A 14,929-nucleotide genomic window follows, 5' to 3' on the forward strand; every position below is an offset into this window, starting at 1 on the left:
TACCGCATTCGCGAGCAGGCTCGCTCCCACATTTGTTATGTGTTGCTGATTAACCCTTCAGCGCTTTCCAGAGCTTGCCTACGACCGAAACCACCGCCAACACCACCGCGCCAGCAATAATCCCCGCAACACCATTGAGCAGCATCGGCACGGCGAACCCGGCGCTCCCTGCCGCTGCGCCAACACCTTCGATCCAGTGATGCAGCACCGGCACGCCATGGGTCAGGATGCCACCGCCGACCAGGAACATCGCTGCCGTGCCAACCACCGACAGGGTTTTCATCATGTACGGCGCGGCGCTGAGAATGCCGCCGCCGATCTTTTTCGCCATCTGCCCGGGCTTCTGTGTCAGCCACAGCCCCAGATCGTCGAGCTTGACGATGCCAGCCACCAAACCATAAACGCCCACGGTCATGACGATGGCGATGCCGGACATGACCACCACTTGCTGCGTCAGCGAGGCATCTGCCACGGTGCCGAGAGTGATGGCGATGATTTCTGCCGAAAGAATGAAGTCAGTGCGGATTGCGCCTTTGATCTTGTCCTTCTCGAACGCCACCAGATCGGTCGCCGGATCGGCCACTGCTTCGGTCAACTGCGTGTGCTCTGCCTCGTCTTCCTCTTTGCTGTGCAGAAATTTGTGCGCGAGCTTCTCGAAACCCTCGAAGCACAGGTACGCGCCGCCGACCATCAACAGTGGTGTCACCAGCCACGGTACGAAAGCGCTGATCGCCAATGCCGACGGCACAAGGATCAGCTTGTTGACGAACGAGCCCTTGGCCACCGCCCAGACCACGGGAATTTCCCGCTCGGCGCGCACGCCCGAAACCTGCTGGGCATTGAGCGCCAGATCATCACCGAGTACACCGGCGGTCTTCTTCGCGGCCATCTTGGTCATCAATGCAACGTCATCCAGAACGGTGGCGATGTCATCGATCAGCACCAGCAAACTGCTTCCTGCCATGAATCCTGTTTCCTTCTGTGTATGAATGTTGCCAAGCATAACGCGACCGCCGGCCACAGGCTGCATTGTTGAGCGCCGCTCAAGGCCGGTGCTACCATGCGCCACCGCCAGAACAGGCAAGGAACCACCGGGTTTATGAGCACAATCCGCGAGCGTAACAAAGAACTGATCCTGCGCGCCGCCAGCGAAGAGTTTGCCGACAAGGGCTTCGCGGCGACCAAAACCAGCGACATCGCCGCCAAGGCGGGATTGCCCAAGCCCAACGTCTACTACTACTTCAAATCCAAGGAAAACCTCTATCGCGAGGTGCTGGAAAGCATCATCGAGCCGATTCTGCAGGCCTCGACCCCGTTCAACCCGGACGGCGTGCCGAGCGAGGTGCTGAGCGGCTACATCCGCTCGAAGATCCGCATCTCCCGCGACCTGCCCTACGCCTCCAAGGTGTTCGCCAGCGAAATCATGCACGGCGCCCCGCACCTGAGCGCCGACCTGGTCGAGCAGCTCAACGCCCAGGCCAAGCACAACATCGCCTGCATCCAGAGCTGGATCGACCGCGGCCAGATCGCCCCGATCGACCCCAACCACCTGATGTTCAGCATCTGGGCCGCGACCCAGACCTACGCCGACTTCGACTGGCAGATTTCCGCGGTGACCGGGAAGGACAAGCTTGATGAAGCCGATTATGAAGCGGCGGCGCAGACGATTATCCGGTTGGTGTTGAAAGGGTGTGAGCCGGATCGGTGAGATCGGGGGAACCGCTTCGCGAGCAGGCTCGCTCCCACATTTGGAATGCATTCTCCTGTGGGAGCGAGCCTGCTCGCGAATAGCCGCACCGCAGACCTCAACTCATAACCAGATCGAATCCCACAACGGATAGTCGCCAAGGCTTTTGACCAGTCCTGCCCGCAATGGGTTGGCAATGACATACCGCGCCATCTTCACCAGATTCTCCTCTTTACGCAGTGCGCGGTCATGGAAGCCAGGTTGCCAAAGGCTGGTCTTTCGGCCGGTCGAAAGCTTTACCGCTTTGGTGCTGAGGGATTTGGTTCGCTGCATCAATTCGCCGAGCGAGCCACTCTTCAATTCAATCAGCCAGTGAAAATGATCTGGCATTACGACCCAAGCCAGAGAATTGGCCAATCCCGTTTCCTCAGCTGCCCGGAATTGGCTTACAAGCATTCTGCCAAGGAAGAAATCGCTGAATACGGGTTCTCTCCCGGCGGTATTGGCGGTCAGAAGGTAAATGCGGTTGTGTTCTGAATAGCGTCCGATGCGCAAGCGATGTGAAGCAGATAAACCCGGCATTCCGTTGCCTTTTCATATGTTGATCATGAAAAGGCTAGCCGTGGAGATGGCGAAGAGAGCGTCAGACTTTTAGCAAGATGTGTAGCGCAGATCGTATTCGCGAGCAGGCTCGCTCCCACAGGGGCTTTCGAACACTCGAACATTTTGTGTCCAACCCAAACTCAATGTGGGAGCGAGCCTGCTCGCGAAAGCGGTTATTCAGACACTGACATTCAACCAACCACCCCACCATCCGCCCTCAAATCCAGCGCTTCCACCGCTCTGATCGCCACCTGCTCATCCACATCCGACAAATCCCCACTGATCCCGATCGCGCCCAGCACTTCACCGGCCTGATTTCGAATCAACACGCCACCCGGTGCCGGCACAACGCTGCCCTGCCCCATGCTGTTCAACGAAGAAAAAAACGCCGGGCGTTGTTGGGCGTCCTGGGCGAGCAGGCGTGAGCCTTTACCCAGAGCGATGGCGCCCCAGGCTTTGCCGATGGCGATGTCGGGGCGCAGCAGGCTGGCGCCGTCTTCGCGTTGCAGGGCGATCAGGTGGCCGCCGTTATCGAGTACCGCGATGGTCAGCGGTGCGGCGTTGATGCCGCGTCCTGCGTTGATGGCTTCGCTGACCAGGTTGACTGCGACTTTCAAGGTTAAAGCGCTCATGGTGCCGTCCTCATTTTGTTATAGGGAAAGTCGTGGGACTGCGCGTTTGTGCCGCAGCCCGGTGACACAAATAGAACACAATGAGTTATATTTTTGTATACAATAATTCTCGAAAAGCGCCACATGCGACGAAAAGCCACAGCACAGCGGGCTTCCGACGAATGAAACAGGCGCTTGAGAAAATGGATTGACCTGCGCCGTCCGCCGTGAATACACTCTGCGCAAAGCCACTTGTATACAATTACAAAACGTAAAGAGGCACAAAACCATGAGCAAAATGAGAGCAATCGAAGCCGCCGTTCTGGTGATGCGCCGTGAAGGGGTTGATACCGCTTTTGGCATCCCGGGCGCAGCGATCAACCCGCTGTACTCCGCCTTGCAGAAGGTCGGTGGCATCGATCACGTCCTTGCTCGCCACGTTGAAGGCGCCTCGCACATGGCCGAGGGCTACACCCGCACCAAGGCCGGCAACATCGGCGTGTGCATCGGCACGTCCGGCCCGGCCGGTACCGACATGGTCACCGGGCTATACAGCGCCTCGGCCGACTCGATTCCAATCCTCTGCATCACCGGGCAAGCACCCCGCGCCCGTATGCATAAAGAAGACTTCCAGGCAGTCGACATCACCAGCATCGTCAAGCCAGTGACCAAGTGGGCGACCACTGTTCTGGAACCGGGTCAGGTGCCTTACGCGTTCCAGAAAGCCTTTTATGAAATGCGCTCCGGCCGTCCAGGCCCAGTGCTGATCGACCTGCCATTCGACGTGCAAATGGCCGAGATCGAATTCGACATCGACGCTTACCAACCGCTACCACTGGCCAAACCTACCGCAACCCGCGTGCAGGTCGAGAAAGCGTTGGCATTGCTGGATCAGGCCGAGCGTCCATTGCTGGTCGCAGGTGGTGGCATCATCAACGCCGACGCCAGCGATCTGCTGGTCGAGTTCGCCGAGCTGACCGGCATCCCTGTCATCCCGACCCTGATGGGCTGGGGCACCATCCCTGACGATCACCCGCTGATGGTCGGCATGGTCGGTCTGCAGACTTCGCACCGTTACGGCAACGCGACGATGCTCAAATCCGACGTGGTGCTGGGCATCGGTAACCGTTGGGCCAACCGCCACACCGGTTCGGTGGATGTCTACACCGAAGGCCGCAAGTTCATTCACGTCGACATCGAAGGCACGCAGATCGGCCGCGTGTTCACGCCGGATCTGGGCATCGTTTCCGACGCCGCGGCAGCGCTGACCGTGTTCATTGAAGTCGCCCGTGAATGGCAAGCCGCCGGCAAGCTGAAGAACCGCAGCGCCTGGCTGCAGGATTGCCAGCAGCGCAAGGCCAGCCTGCATCGCAAGACCCACTTCGACAACGTGCCGGTCAAGCCGCAGCGCGTTTACGAAGAAATGAACCAGGTGTTCGGCAAGAACACCTGCTACGTCAGCACCATTGGTCTGTCGCAGATTGCCGGCGCGCAGTTCCTGCACGTCTACAAGCCGCGTCACTGGATCAACTGCGGTCAGGCCGGCCCGTTGGGCTGGACCATTCCGGCGGCGCTGGGCGTGGTGAAGGCCGATCCGAACCGCAAAGTCGTGGCCCTGTCGGGGGACTATGATTTCCAGTTCATGATCGAAGAACTGGCGGTCGGCGCTCAGTTCAAACTGCCGTACATCCACGTCGTGGTGAACAACTCGTACCTGGGCCTGATCCGTCAAGCCCAGCGCGGGTTCGAAATGGACTACTGCGTGCAGCTGTCCTTCGATAACCTCAACGCGCCGGAACTCAACGGTTACGGGGTTGACCACATCGCAGTCGCCGAGGGTCTCGGCTGCAAGGCGCTGCGTGTGTTCGAACCGTCGGAAATCGCCCCTGCGCTGCGCAAGGCCGAACAGATGATCGAAGAGTTCAAGGTGCCGGTGATCGTCGAAATCATTCTGGAGCGTGTGACCAACATCTCCATGGGTACCGAGATCAACGCGGTCAACGAGTTCGAAGACCTGGCACTGGTCGGCAATGACGCGCCGACGGCGATTTCGTTGCTTGACTAACTGCTGACTGCTGATCGTTCCCACGCTCTGCGTGGGAATGCAGCCCGGGACGCTCTGCGTCCCAAAGCGGACGCAGAGCGTCCATTGAGGCATTCCCACGCAGAGCGTGGGAACGAGAATCTAGAACGGGAGACCACCATGCCGCGTTTCGCAGCCAACCTGTCCATGCTGTTCACCGAACAGGATTTCCTTGCCCGTTTCGACGCCGCCGCCAAGGCCGGTTTCAGTGGCGTGGAATACCTGTTCCCGTACGACTTCAGCTCGGCTGAAATCAAGGCAAAACTTGAGGCCAACGGGCTGACCCAAGTGCTGTTCAACCTGCCGGCCGGTGACTGGGCCAAGGGCGAGCGCGGTATTGCCTGCCTGCCGGATCGGGTCGAAGAGTTCCGCGCCGGGGTCGATCTGGCGATCGCTTACGCACAAGTGCTGGGCAACACCCAGGTCAACTGCCTGGCCGGTATCCACCCGCAAGGCGTTGACGATGCCACCGTGGAGAAGACCTTCGTTGCCAACCTCAAATATGCCGCCGACAAGCTGCAAGCGGTGGGCATCAAACTGGTGATGGAAGCGATCAACACCCGCGACATTCCCGGTTTCTACCTGAACAACACGGCGCAAGCCCTGTCGATTCGCGAACAGGTCGGCAGCGCCAATCTGTTCCTGCAATACGACATCTATCACATGCAAATCATGGAAGGCGATCTGGCCCGCACCCTGCAATCGCACTTGGGCGAGATCAACCACGTTCAGCTCGCGGACAACCCGGGGCGCAATGAGCCGGGCACTGGCGAGATCAACTACCGCTTCCTGTTCGAACACCTTGATCGCATCGGTTATCAGGGTTGGGTCGGTTGCGAGTACAAACCGCTGACCACCACCGAAGCGGGCTTGGACTGGTTGAAATCACACAACGCAATCTAAGAAACACAGCAAATCCCCTGTGGGAGCGAGCCTGCTCGCGAATGCGGTGGTTCAGTCAACACGGATATTGAATGTTCCACCGCATTCGCGAGCAGGCTCGCTCCCACATGTAAAGCAGCTCCCCTATTTGCTTGAGCACGACAAAAACAAGAGGATTTTCTCATGGCTAAAATCGGATTCATCGGCACCGGCATCATGGGCCACCCAATGGCGGCGAACCTGCAGAAAGCCGGTCACAGCCTGTTCCTGTCGCAACACCACGACGCGGCCCCGGCCGATCTGGTCGCCGCTGGCGCCGTCGCCCTGGCCAACCCGCGTGAAGTAGCGCAGGAAGCCGAATTCATCATCGTCATGGTTCCGGACACCCCGCAGGTCGATGACGTGCTGTTCCGCGCCGACGGTGTTGCCGCCGGTATCGGCAAAGGCAAAGTGGTCATCGACATGAGCTCGATTTCGCCGACCGCGACCAAAGCCTTCGCCGCCAAGATCAACGAAAAAGGCGCGCAGTACCTCGACGCGCCAGTGTCCGGCGGTGAAGTCGGTGCCAAAGCCGCCACCCTGAGCATCATGGTCGGTGGCGACGCCGATGCCTTCGAACGCGCCCTGCCGCTGTTCCAGGCCATGGGCAAGAACATCACCCTGGTCGGCGGCAATGGCGACGGCCAGACCGCCAAAGTGGCGAACCAGATCATCGTCGCGCTGAACATCCAGGCCGTTGCCGAAGCCCTGCTGTTCGCCTCGAAAAACGGTGCCGATCCAGCCAAGGTGCGTGAAGCGCTGATGGGCGGTTTCGCTTCTTCGAAGATCCTCGAAGTGCACGGCGAGCGCATGATCAAGGGCACCTTCGATCCGGGCTTCCGCATCAGCCTGCACCAGAAGGACCTGAACCTGGCCCTGCAAGGCGCCAAGGAACTGAACATCAACCTACCGAACACCGCCAATGCCCAGCAAGTGTTCAGCACCTGCGCGGCCATCGGTGGCAGCAACTGGGACCACTCGGCGCTGATCAAGGGCCTGGAACACATGGCCAATTTCTCGATTCGCGACAATAAATAAAGCCTGCACAAAACCCTGTGGGAGCGAGCCTGCTCGCGAAAGCGGCTTCACATTCAACATCCATGTTGGCTGACATACCGCGTTCGCGAGCAGGCTCGCTCCCACAAGGGTTCCGAGTTGCCCTTTCGAATAACAAGAATTCCGGGAGCCCGCCATGTCGGTCGATCCGCAACAACTGCTGCGCGAGCTGTTTGCCACAGCCATCGACGCGGCCCATCCGAACCAAGTCCTCGAAACCCATTTGCCCGCCGATCGTACCGGCCGGGTGATCGTCATCGGCGCCGGCAAAGCCGCTGCTGCCATGGCGCAAGTGGTCGAGCGCTGCTGGGAGGGTGAAGTCACCGGCCTGGTGGTGACCCGCTACGGCCACGGCGCTCCGTGCGAAAAAATCGAAGTGGTCGAAGCCGCACACCCGGTGCCGGATGCGGCGGGTCTGGCCGTGGCCAAACGTGTGCTGGAGCTGGTCAGCAACCTGACTGAAGACGACCGCGTGATCTTCCTGCTCTCCGGCGGCGGCTCTGCCCTGCTCGCCCTGCCGGCTGAAGGCATCACCCTTGCCGATAAGCAGTCGATCAACAAAGCCCTGCTCAAATCCGGCGCAACCATCGGCGAGATGAACTGCGTGCGCAAGCACCTCTCGGCGATCAAGGGTGGGCGTCTGGGCAAGGCCTGCTGGCCAGCGACTGTCTATACCTACGCTATTTCCGATGTGCCCGGCGACCTCGCCACCGTCATTGCCTCCGGCCCGACTGTGGCCGATCCGAGCACTTCGGCCGAGGCGCTGGCGATCATCAAGCGCTACGGCATCGACATTCCCGCCTCCGTGCGTACTTGGCTGCAAAGTCCGGAATCGGAGACGGTCAAACCCGGCGACCCAAGCCTGGCGCGCAGTCATTTCCAGTTGATCGCCCGTCCGCAGCAATCGCTGGACGCGGCGGCGGTGAAATGCCGTCAGGCCGGTTTCAGCACCTTGATTCTCGGCGACCTCGAAGGCGAATCCCGTGAAGTGGCGAAAGTCCACGCCGGCATCGCCCGACAGATCATCCACCACGGCCAGCCACTGGCGGCGCCCTGCGTGATTCTCTCCGGCGGTGAAACCACGGTAACCGTGCGCGGCAATGGCCGTGGCGGACGCAATGCCGAATTCCTCCTCAGCCTGACCGACAGCCTCAAGGGCCAGCCCGGCGTCTACGCGCTGGCCGGCGACACCGATGGCATCGACGGCTCGGAAGACAACGCCGGCGCAATCATGACCCCGGACAGCTACGCCCGCGCCGCCGCACTGGGTCTGAGCGCCAGCGACGAGCTGGACAACAACAACGGCTACGGCTACTTCCAGGCGCTCAATGCGCTGATCGTCACCGAGCCGACCCGCACTAACGTCAACGACTTCCGCGCCATTCTGATCCTTGAGAACTGCAAATCATGACGCCTGATAAAAAGGTCAAAATCCTCGCCACCCTCGGCCCTGCGGTCGACGGTATCGATGACATCCGCGAGCTGGTCGAGGCCGGGGTCAACATCTTCCGCCTGAATTTCAGCCACGGCGATCACGCCGACCACGCCAAGCGCTATCAATGGATCCGCGAAGTCGAGCGTCAGCTCAACTACCCGCTGGGCATTCTGATGGACTTGCAGGGCCCGAAACTGCGCGTCGGCAAGTTCGCTGACGGCAAGGTGCAGTTGCATCGCGGTCAGGCGTTCCGCCTCGATCTCGATACGACAGCGGGCGATGAGCGCCGGGTCAACCTGCCGCATCCGGAGATCATTGCCGCGCTGGAAGCCGGCATGGACCTGCTGCTCGACGACGGCAAGCTGCGTCTGCGCGTGGTCACCAAGTACAACGATGCGATCGACACCACCGTGCTCAACGGCGGCGAACTGTCTGATCGCAAAGGTGTGAACGTGCCGCAAGCGGTGCTGGACCTGAGCCCGCTGACCGCCAAGGATCGCCGCGATCTGAGCTTCGGCCTGGAATTGGGTGTGGACTGGGTCGCGCTGTCGTTCGTACAGCGCCCACAGGACATTGTCGAAGCCCGCGCGCTGATCGGCGACAAGGCATTCCTGATGGCGAAAATCGAGAAGCCTTCGGCGGTCGAGCAACTGCGTGAGATTGCTGAGTTGAGCGACGCCATCATGGTCGCTCGCGGTGATCTTGGTGTGGAAGTGCCGGCGGAAAGCGTGCCGCAGATTCAGAAAAACATCATCACCACCTGCCGCGCGCTGGGCAAACCGGTGGTGGTGGCGACGCAGATGCTCGAGTCGATGCGTTTCTCCCCTGCCCCAACCCGTGCCGAGGTGACTGACGTCGCCAACGCCGTGGCCGAAGGCGCCGATGCGGTGATGCTCTCGGCGGAAACCGCGTCCGGTGAGTACCCGCTGGAAGCCGTGCAGATGATGAGCAAGATCATCCGTCAGGTTGAGAACGGCCCGGATTATCAGACCCAGCTCGACGTCAGCCGGCCGAAAGCCGAGGCGACGGTTTCCGATGCGATCAGCTGTGCGATCCGCCGGATCAGCAACGTGCTGCCGGTTGCGGTGCTGGTCAATTACAGCGAGTCCGGCGCCTCGACGCTGCGTGCATCGCGGGAACGGCCGAAAGCACCGATCCTCAATCTGACGCCGAACCTGCAAACCGCGCGGCGCTTGAGCGTGGCGTGGGGCATTCATTCGGTGGTCAACGATCGCCTGCGTCAGGTCGACGAAGTCTGCTCGACCGCACTGGAGATTGCTCAGGCGCAAGGCATGGCCGAGCGTGGCGACACGCTGCTGATCACCGCTGGCGTGCCGTTCGGGCAGCCGGGGTCGACCAATTCGCTGCGGATCGAAACGTTGATTTAGCGCCTGTACCGGCCTCTTCGCGAGCAGGCTCGCTCCCACAGTTGATTTGTGTGCACCACAAACTCAATGACTGGACGCAGATCCATGTGGGAGCGAGCTTGCTCGCGAAGCAGGCGCCTCGGTTTCCCTGACTTTCAGAACTGCCATGCCTGCCAATCACTTCAACACCCACTGCCCCGACTGGGCCGAGGCTTTGCTCAACGGTTTCAGTCAGATTTTCTTTCAGCGTCATCCGCTGTGCGGCCTGCTGTGTCTGTTGGCGATTCTGCTGACCGCGCCGGTGCTGTTCGCCGGGGCGCTGCTCGGTGGCGTTGCCGGTCTGCTCACCGCGCAGCGGCGCAACTACGCCAAGGCCGATCGCCAGGCCGGGTTGTTCAGCTACAACGGCGTGCTGCTCGGCCTGCTGCTGAGCCTGTATTTCCCTTGGTCGCCACTGCTGCCGCCGTTGATTCTTGCAGCGGGCGGCTTGAGCGCGATGCTCACTCAGCAATGGCTCAAACACGTGTACCGCAGTCGCGCCATACCAGCGTATACCTCGCCGTTCGTGGCGCTCAGCTGGGTGCTGCTGATGTTCGCCGAGCCGTTCGCGCCGGCGGCATCGGTCGACCTGAACACGACAAATCTGCTGGCCGCTGAACTGCGCGGATTCGGCCAGGTGATGTTTCTCGACCATCCATTGGCCGGGGCGTTGATCGCCAGCGGTTTGCTGCTCGCCGATCGCCGTGCGTTCTGCTGGGCGCTGCTGGCGTCGGCGATCGGCCTCGGTTCCAGCCTGCTGCACCACGAAACGTCCGCCGCACTGCTCGGGCTCGGTGGCTACAACGCCGTACTCGCCGCCCTCGCCTTCAGCTCGCAACGGCAACATCCGTGGCTGCCGCTGCTCGCAATTGTTCTGGCACTGCTGGTGACGCCGCTGTTTGCTGCCCTTGGATTGGCGACTCTGACCGCGCCGTTCATCCTCGCCTGCTGGTTGATCCGGGCTGGCATTCAAATGCTTGGCAAAGCGTCGCTTGCGCATGAGTCTTGCGCTCACGAGGAGAATCACCCTAGGCTGCGCTGATCTTCGATTCAGGCGTTATCCATGGACAGCAGCAACAATTGGCGCGAACGGCTTTACGTCATGATTTTCCAGAGCGACACCCCGGCCGGGCGTCGCTTCGACGGCATCCTGCTGGTGATCATCCTCGCCAGTCTGGTGATCGTGATGCTCGACAGTATCGACAGCATTCACCGTAATTACGCCGACGTTCTGGCCTATATCGAGTGGGGCTTCACGGCGATCTTCCTCGGCGAATACATCCTGCGTCTGTACTGCTCGCCCAAGCCACTGCGCTATGCCTTCAGCTTTTATGGCCTGGTGGATCTGCTGGCGATCGTGCCGGGCATCCTCGCCCTGTATTACAGCGATGCGCAGTATCTGCTGATCATCCGCATCATTCGGATGCTGCGGATTTTCCGCGTGCTCAAGCTCAGCCCGTACCTCAAGCAAGCCAACTATCTGATGTCGGCGCTGCGTGGCAGCAAGCAGAAAATCGTCGTGTTTCTGGTCAGCGTGTGCACGCTGGTGACAGTGTTCGGTACGCTGATGTACGTGATCGAAGGCCCGGAACATGGCTTCACCAGCATTCCCAAGGGCATCTATTGGGCGATCGTGACCTTGACCACTGTGGGCTTCGGCGACATCGTGCCGAAGACGCCGCTGGGCCAGGTGATTTCCTCGCTGGTGATGATCACCGGTTATTCGATCATCGCCGTGCCCACAGGGATTTTCACCGCTGAGCTGGCCAACGCCATGCGCGGCGAACAGCTGCAACATGACTGCCCGGGCTGCCAGAAAAAGTCCCACGAGCAGAGCGCAGCGTTCTGTTCGCGCTGCGGCAGTCAGCTGTTCAAGAAAGTGGAATAAGCACAGAGCTTTTTAATCTTTAAGCGACTATGCCAGGCCCGCTATAGTCGCTGGCAAATCGCCTAACTTTTGACACGACACCCCCACAGAACAAGGAATGCGCAGTGAAAAAACTCTTTGGCGCCTCACTTCTCGCCGCCGGCCTGGCCTTGGCCAACATCGCCCAGGCAGCACCGACGCTGCTTAACGTTTCCTACGACGTGATGCGCGATTTCTACAAGGACTACAACACTGCGTTCCAGAAGCACTGGCAAGCCGAGCACAAGGAGAACATCACCGTGCAGATGTCCTTCGGCGGCTCGAGCAAGCAGGCGCGTTCGGTGATCGACGGCCTGCCGGCTGACGTCATCACCATGAACATGGCCACCGACATCAACGCCCTCGCCGACAACGGCAAACTGGTCCCGGACAATTGGGTCACGCGCCTGCCGAACAACAGCGCGCCGTTTACCTCGGCCACGGTGTTCATCGTCCGCAAGGGCAACCCGAAAGCTTTGAAAGACTGGCCCGATCTGCTCAAGGACGGCGTACAGGTGATCGTGCCGAACCCGAAAACGTCGGGTAATGGCCGGTACACCTACCTGTCGGCCTGGGGCTACGTGCTGAAAAACGGCGGCGACGAGAACAAGGCCAAGGACTTCGTCGGCAAGCTGTTCAAGCAGGCGCCGGTGCTCGACACCGGTGGCCGCGCCGCCACCACCACGTTCATGACCAACCAGATCGGCGACGTACTGGTGACCTTTGAAAACGAAGCGGAAATGATCGCTCGCGAGTTCGGTCGCGATCAGTTCGAAGTTATCTACCCAAGCGTCTCCGCAGAAGCCGAGCCACCGGTTTCGGTGGTCGACAAAGTGGTCGACAAGAAGGGCTCGCGCGCTGCGGCTGATGAGTATCTGAAGTACCTGTGGTCGCCGGAAGGTCAGGAAATTGCGGCGGCCAACTACCTGCGTCCGCGTGACCCGGCGGTGCTGGCGAAGTACACCGACCGTTTCCCGAAAGTCGATTTCCTTTCGGTTGAGAAGACCTTTGGTGACTGGCGCACGGTGCAGAAAACCCACTTCAATGATGGTGGCGTGTTTGATCAGATTTATAGCGGGCAGTAAGGCTTGATCTGAAAAATCAAAAGGCGACCCACCGGGTCGCCTTTTTGTTGCGTGGGAATACCGGTCATTACACTGCGTAATAACAGTTATCATCCGAAAACGTCTTCTGCCAGTCCACGTTGTCCATTAGCCTCAGCCCTTTCCTGTGCCCGACCCGAGATCCCCTATGACCACCACTCCTCACGCAATGACCCGAGGCATGGTCCTGCTGTTCGCGTTTTGCTGCGGCGCCATTGTTGCCAACATCTACTACGCACAACCGATTATTGGCCTGATCGCGCCGGACATCGGCCTCTCCGACACCATGGCCAGTTTCATCGTCTCGCTGACGCAGATCGGCTATGCGTTGGGCCTGTTCTTTCTGGTGCCGCTGGGGGATCTGCTGGAGAACCGGCGGCTGATGATCATCACCACGGTCGTGGCGATCGCCAGTCTGCTTGGCGCCGCGTTCACTGAACAGCCGAACGTGTTCCTGCTGATCTCGCTGCTGGTCGGCTTCAGCTCGGTGTCGGTGCAGATCCTGATTCCGCTGGCCGCGCATCTGGCGCCGGAAGAGTCCCGTGGCCGGGTGGTGGGCGGGATCATGGGCGGTTTGCTGCTGGGCATTCTGTTGGCGCGACCGGTGTCGAGTGTGGTCGCCGATCACCTCGGCTGGCGCGCCATGTTCATGATCGCCGCAGCGTTGATGGCGGCAATCAGCGTGGTGCTGGCGCTGACCGTGCCCAAGCGCCAGCCAGATCACAGCGCTACTTATGGCCAGTTGATCGGTTCGCTATGGACACTGCTGCGCCAGCAACCGGTGCTGCGTCAGCGGGCCTTTTACCAGGGCTGCATGTTTGCCACGTTCAGCCTGTTCTGGACCGCCGTGCCGCTGGAACTGGCGCGCAACCATGGCCTGTCGCAAAGCGAAATCGCGATCTTCGCCCTGGTCGGCGCCATCGGAGCCATCGCCGCGCCAATCAGCGGCCGCCTCGCCGATGCTGGTCACACACGCATCGCCTCGCTGCTGGCCATGCTGTTCGCCAGCCTGAGCTTTCTCCCCGCCTTCATCCACCCGGCCTATAGCGTCATCGGCCTGGCCGTGACCGGCGTGGTGCTGGACTTCTGCGTGCAGATGAACATGGTCCTGGGCCAACGCGCGGTGTACTCGCTGGACGCGAAAAGTCGTGGCCGTTTGAACGCGCTGTACATGACCAGCATCTTCATCGGCGGCGCCTTCGGCTCCTCGGTCGCCAGCGCGGTGTACGAGCATGGCGGCTGGTTGTGGATCGTGATTGTCGGCAGCGTCTTTCCGCTGTTGGCGTTGCTGCGGTTTTTGAGCACTTCACGACGCGCTTCATTGGCCACGGCTTAAAGGCGTCAAAAGCTTCGCGAGCAGGCTCGCTCCCACAGGTTTTGGGTGACCTCCGAATCACTGCGATACACAAAACCAGTGTGGGAGCGAGCCTGCTCGCGAAAGCGGTGTTTCAGTTACAGATAATTTGACTGCCCTGACGCTTTCGCGAGCAAGCTCGCTCCCACAGGTTCTTGGCGGATGCGGAATAGGGCATCGCCGAAAACTACTGCAGGAGGGAGCCTGCTCGCGATAGCGGAGTTTCAGTCTCAGCTGATTTGACTGACCCGACGCCTTCGCGAGCAGGCTCGCTCTTACAGGTTTTGCGCCGCACTCCAATACCCCGCAAACGAAAAAACGGCGATCCCAGGATCGCCGTTTCTCATCACTGCCCGAACTTCTTGCCCAACCCCGGCGGGACGCCGTGGATGTTGGTGTCTTCCCACGGGCCGTTGGGGCTGACCGAGCGGCTCCAGCCGTTGTTCCAGCGGTAGTAGGTGCGCTGGCGGTAGAAGGTGTTGGGCTGGTCGTCGAGCACGTAGACGCCGAGTTTCTGGTCCCAGTGGCTGTTGCCGCCCGGTGGCGGGGCGAAGCTGGCCGAGGTACGTGGCACGGGCTTGGCGGGTTTGGCCGGGATGTTCTTGCCGGGGCTTGGCGAGGTCGACGGGGTTGGACTTGGCTGAGACGGCGGGATCGGCGGCAGGCTGGTGGTCGGTTCCGGGCGTTGTACCGCACATGCACTCAAGCCCAGGGCCAGTGTGAGGACTGTGATGCGGGCGATGGTGTGCATGGCGGTGCTTTCC

The 14,929-nt window shown here is 60.6% G+C and carries 14 protein-coding genes; 10 read left to right on the forward strand and 4 right to left on the reverse strand.

What is annotated here, in order from left to right; all coding sequences use genetic code 11:
• Positions 1–49: 49 nt before the first annotated feature.
• Positions 50–964 (reverse strand): DUF808 domain-containing protein, encoded by a 915-nt coding sequence (locus JWU58_RS19665; protein WP_123442825.1) that lies wholly within the window; start codon positions 962–964, stop codon positions 50–52.
• A gap of 135 nt (positions 965–1,099) precedes the next feature.
• On the opposite strand from JWU58_RS19665, the gene JWU58_RS19670 reads away from it, so the two are divergent.
• Positions 1,100–1,708: a TetR/AcrR family transcriptional regulator gene (locus JWU58_RS19670; RefSeq protein ID WP_041479604.1), complete on the forward strand. Its 609-nt coding sequence runs from the start codon at positions 1,100–1,102 to the stop codon at positions 1,706–1,708.
• A gap of 102 nt (positions 1,709–1,810) precedes the next feature.
• Here the strand turns inward: JWU58_RS19670 and JWU58_RS19675 are convergent, their stop codons facing one another.
• Both JWU58_RS19675 and JWU58_RS19680 read right to left on the reverse strand, forming a co-directional pair.
• Positions 1,811–2,269, reverse strand: a complete 459-nt coding sequence (locus JWU58_RS19675) for an REP-associated tyrosine transposase (RefSeq protein WP_073472715.1) — start codon at positions 2,267–2,269, stop codon at positions 1,811–1,813.
• Between the two features lie 212 nt (positions 2,270–2,481).
• Complete coding sequence (locus JWU58_RS19680) at positions 2,482–2,922, reverse strand: GlcG/HbpS family heme-binding protein (protein WP_041479606.1); 441 nt, start codon at positions 2,920–2,922, stop codon at positions 2,482–2,484.
• A gap of 268 nt (positions 2,923–3,190) precedes the next feature.
• Here JWU58_RS19680 and gcl point away from each other — a divergent pair, with 268 nt between their 5' ends.
• The 9 genes from gcl (at position 3,191) to JWU58_RS19725 (ending at position 14,147) form a co-directional block, all read left to right on the forward strand.
• On the forward strand, positions 3,191–4,966 hold the full coding sequence (gene gcl / locus JWU58_RS19685; protein WP_123442826.1) for a glyoxylate carboligase: 1,776 nt from the start codon (positions 3,191–3,193) through the stop codon (positions 4,964–4,966).
• 138 nt (positions 4,967–5,104) lie between these two features.
• Positions 5,105–5,887 carry a hydroxypyruvate isomerase gene (hyi, locus tag JWU58_RS19690; protein WP_123442827.1) on the forward strand — a complete coding sequence of 261 codons (783 nt, stop codon included), beginning with the start codon at positions 5,105–5,107 and terminating at the stop codon, positions 5,885–5,887.
• A gap of 162 nt (positions 5,888–6,049) precedes the next feature.
• Positions 6,050–6,943, forward strand: a complete 894-nt coding sequence (locus JWU58_RS19695; RefSeq protein WP_016771028.1) for a 2-hydroxy-3-oxopropionate reductase — start codon at positions 6,050–6,052, stop codon at positions 6,941–6,943.
• 154 nt (positions 6,944–7,097) lie between these two features.
• A complete protein-coding gene (locus JWU58_RS19700) occupies positions 7,098–8,372 on the forward strand; it encodes a glycerate kinase type-2 family protein (protein WP_123442828.1) in 1,275 nt (424 codons plus the stop codon).
• Entirely contained in the window at positions 8,369–9,784 is a 1,416-nt protein-coding gene (pyk, locus tag JWU58_RS19705) for a pyruvate kinase (RefSeq protein WP_122611608.1), read from the forward strand. Before JWU58_RS19700 ends, pyk begins: the two co-directional genes overlap by 4 nt.
• Before the next feature lie 145 nt (positions 9,785–9,929).
• Positions 9,930–10,844 (forward strand): urea transporter, encoded by a 915-nt coding sequence (locus JWU58_RS19710; protein ID WP_206420830.1) that lies wholly within the window; start codon positions 9,930–9,932, stop codon positions 10,842–10,844.
• A gap of 21 nt (positions 10,845–10,865) precedes the next feature.
• Positions 10,866–11,690 (forward strand): ion transporter, encoded by an 825-nt coding sequence (locus JWU58_RS19715; RefSeq protein WP_024012136.1) that lies wholly within the window; start codon positions 10,866–10,868, stop codon positions 11,688–11,690.
• 104 nt (positions 11,691–11,794) lie between these two features.
• Positions 11,795–12,793, forward strand: a complete 999-nt coding sequence (locus tag JWU58_RS19720) for a sulfate ABC transporter substrate-binding protein (protein ID WP_042607566.1) — start codon at positions 11,795–11,797, stop codon at positions 12,791–12,793.
• 166 nt (positions 12,794–12,959) lie between these two features.
• Positions 12,960–14,147, forward strand: coding sequence for an MFS transporter (locus JWU58_RS19725; protein WP_024012134.1), 1,188 nt, complete (start codon positions 12,960–12,962; stop codon positions 14,145–14,147).
• 364 nt (positions 14,148–14,511) lie between these two features.
• Here the strand turns inward: JWU58_RS19725 and JWU58_RS19730 are convergent, their stop codons facing one another.
• Entirely contained in the window at positions 14,512–14,916 is a 405-nt protein-coding gene (locus JWU58_RS19730; RefSeq protein ID WP_123442831.1) for a hypothetical protein, read from the reverse strand.
• Positions 14,917–14,929 lie beyond the last annotated feature (13 nt).

Origin of the sequence: Pseudomonas atacamensis (assembly GCF_017167965.1) — a bacterium.
Classification (GTDB): Bacteria; Pseudomonadota; Gammaproteobacteria; order Pseudomonadales; family Pseudomonadaceae; genus Aquipseudomonas; species Aquipseudomonas atacamensis.

Coding starts and splice junctions, on each gene's coding strand:
- JWU58_RS19665 (WP_123442825.1), bottom strand. CDS start 964: ATGGCAGGAAGCAGTTTGCTGGTGCTGATCGATGACATCGCCACCGTT.
- JWU58_RS19670 (WP_041479604.1), top strand. CDS start 1,100: ATGAGCACAATCCGCGAGCGTAACAAAGAACTGATCCTGCGCGCCGCC.
- JWU58_RS19675 (WP_073472715.1), bottom strand. CDS start 2,269: ATGCCGGGTTTATCTGCTTCACATCGCTTGCGCATCGGACGCTATTCA.
- JWU58_RS19680 (WP_041479606.1), bottom strand. CDS start 2,922: ATGAGCGCTTTAACCTTGAAAGTCGCAGTCAACCTGGTCAGCGAAGCC.
- gcl (WP_123442826.1), top strand. CDS start 3,191: ATGAGCAAAATGAGAGCAATCGAAGCCGCCGTTCTGGTGATGCGCCGT.
- hyi (WP_123442827.1), top strand. CDS start 5,105: ATGCCGCGTTTCGCAGCCAACCTGTCCATGCTGTTCACCGAACAGGAT.
- JWU58_RS19695 (WP_016771028.1), top strand. CDS start 6,050: ATGGCTAAAATCGGATTCATCGGCACCGGCATCATGGGCCACCCAATG.
- JWU58_RS19700 (WP_123442828.1), top strand. CDS start 7,098: ATGTCGGTCGATCCGCAACAACTGCTGCGCGAGCTGTTTGCCACAGCC.
- pyk (WP_122611608.1), top strand. CDS start 8,369: ATGACGCCTGATAAAAAGGTCAAAATCCTCGCCACCCTCGGCCCTGCG.
- JWU58_RS19710 (WP_206420830.1), top strand. CDS start 9,930: ATGCCTGCCAATCACTTCAACACCCACTGCCCCGACTGGGCCGAGGCT.
- JWU58_RS19715 (WP_024012136.1), top strand. CDS start 10,866: ATGGACAGCAGCAACAATTGGCGCGAACGGCTTTACGTCATGATTTTC.
- JWU58_RS19725 (WP_024012134.1), top strand. CDS start 12,960: ATGACCACCACTCCTCACGCAATGACCCGAGGCATGGTCCTGCTGTTC.
- JWU58_RS19730 (WP_123442831.1), bottom strand. CDS start 14,916: ATGCACACCATCGCCCGCATCACAGTCCTCACACTGGCCCTGGGCTTG.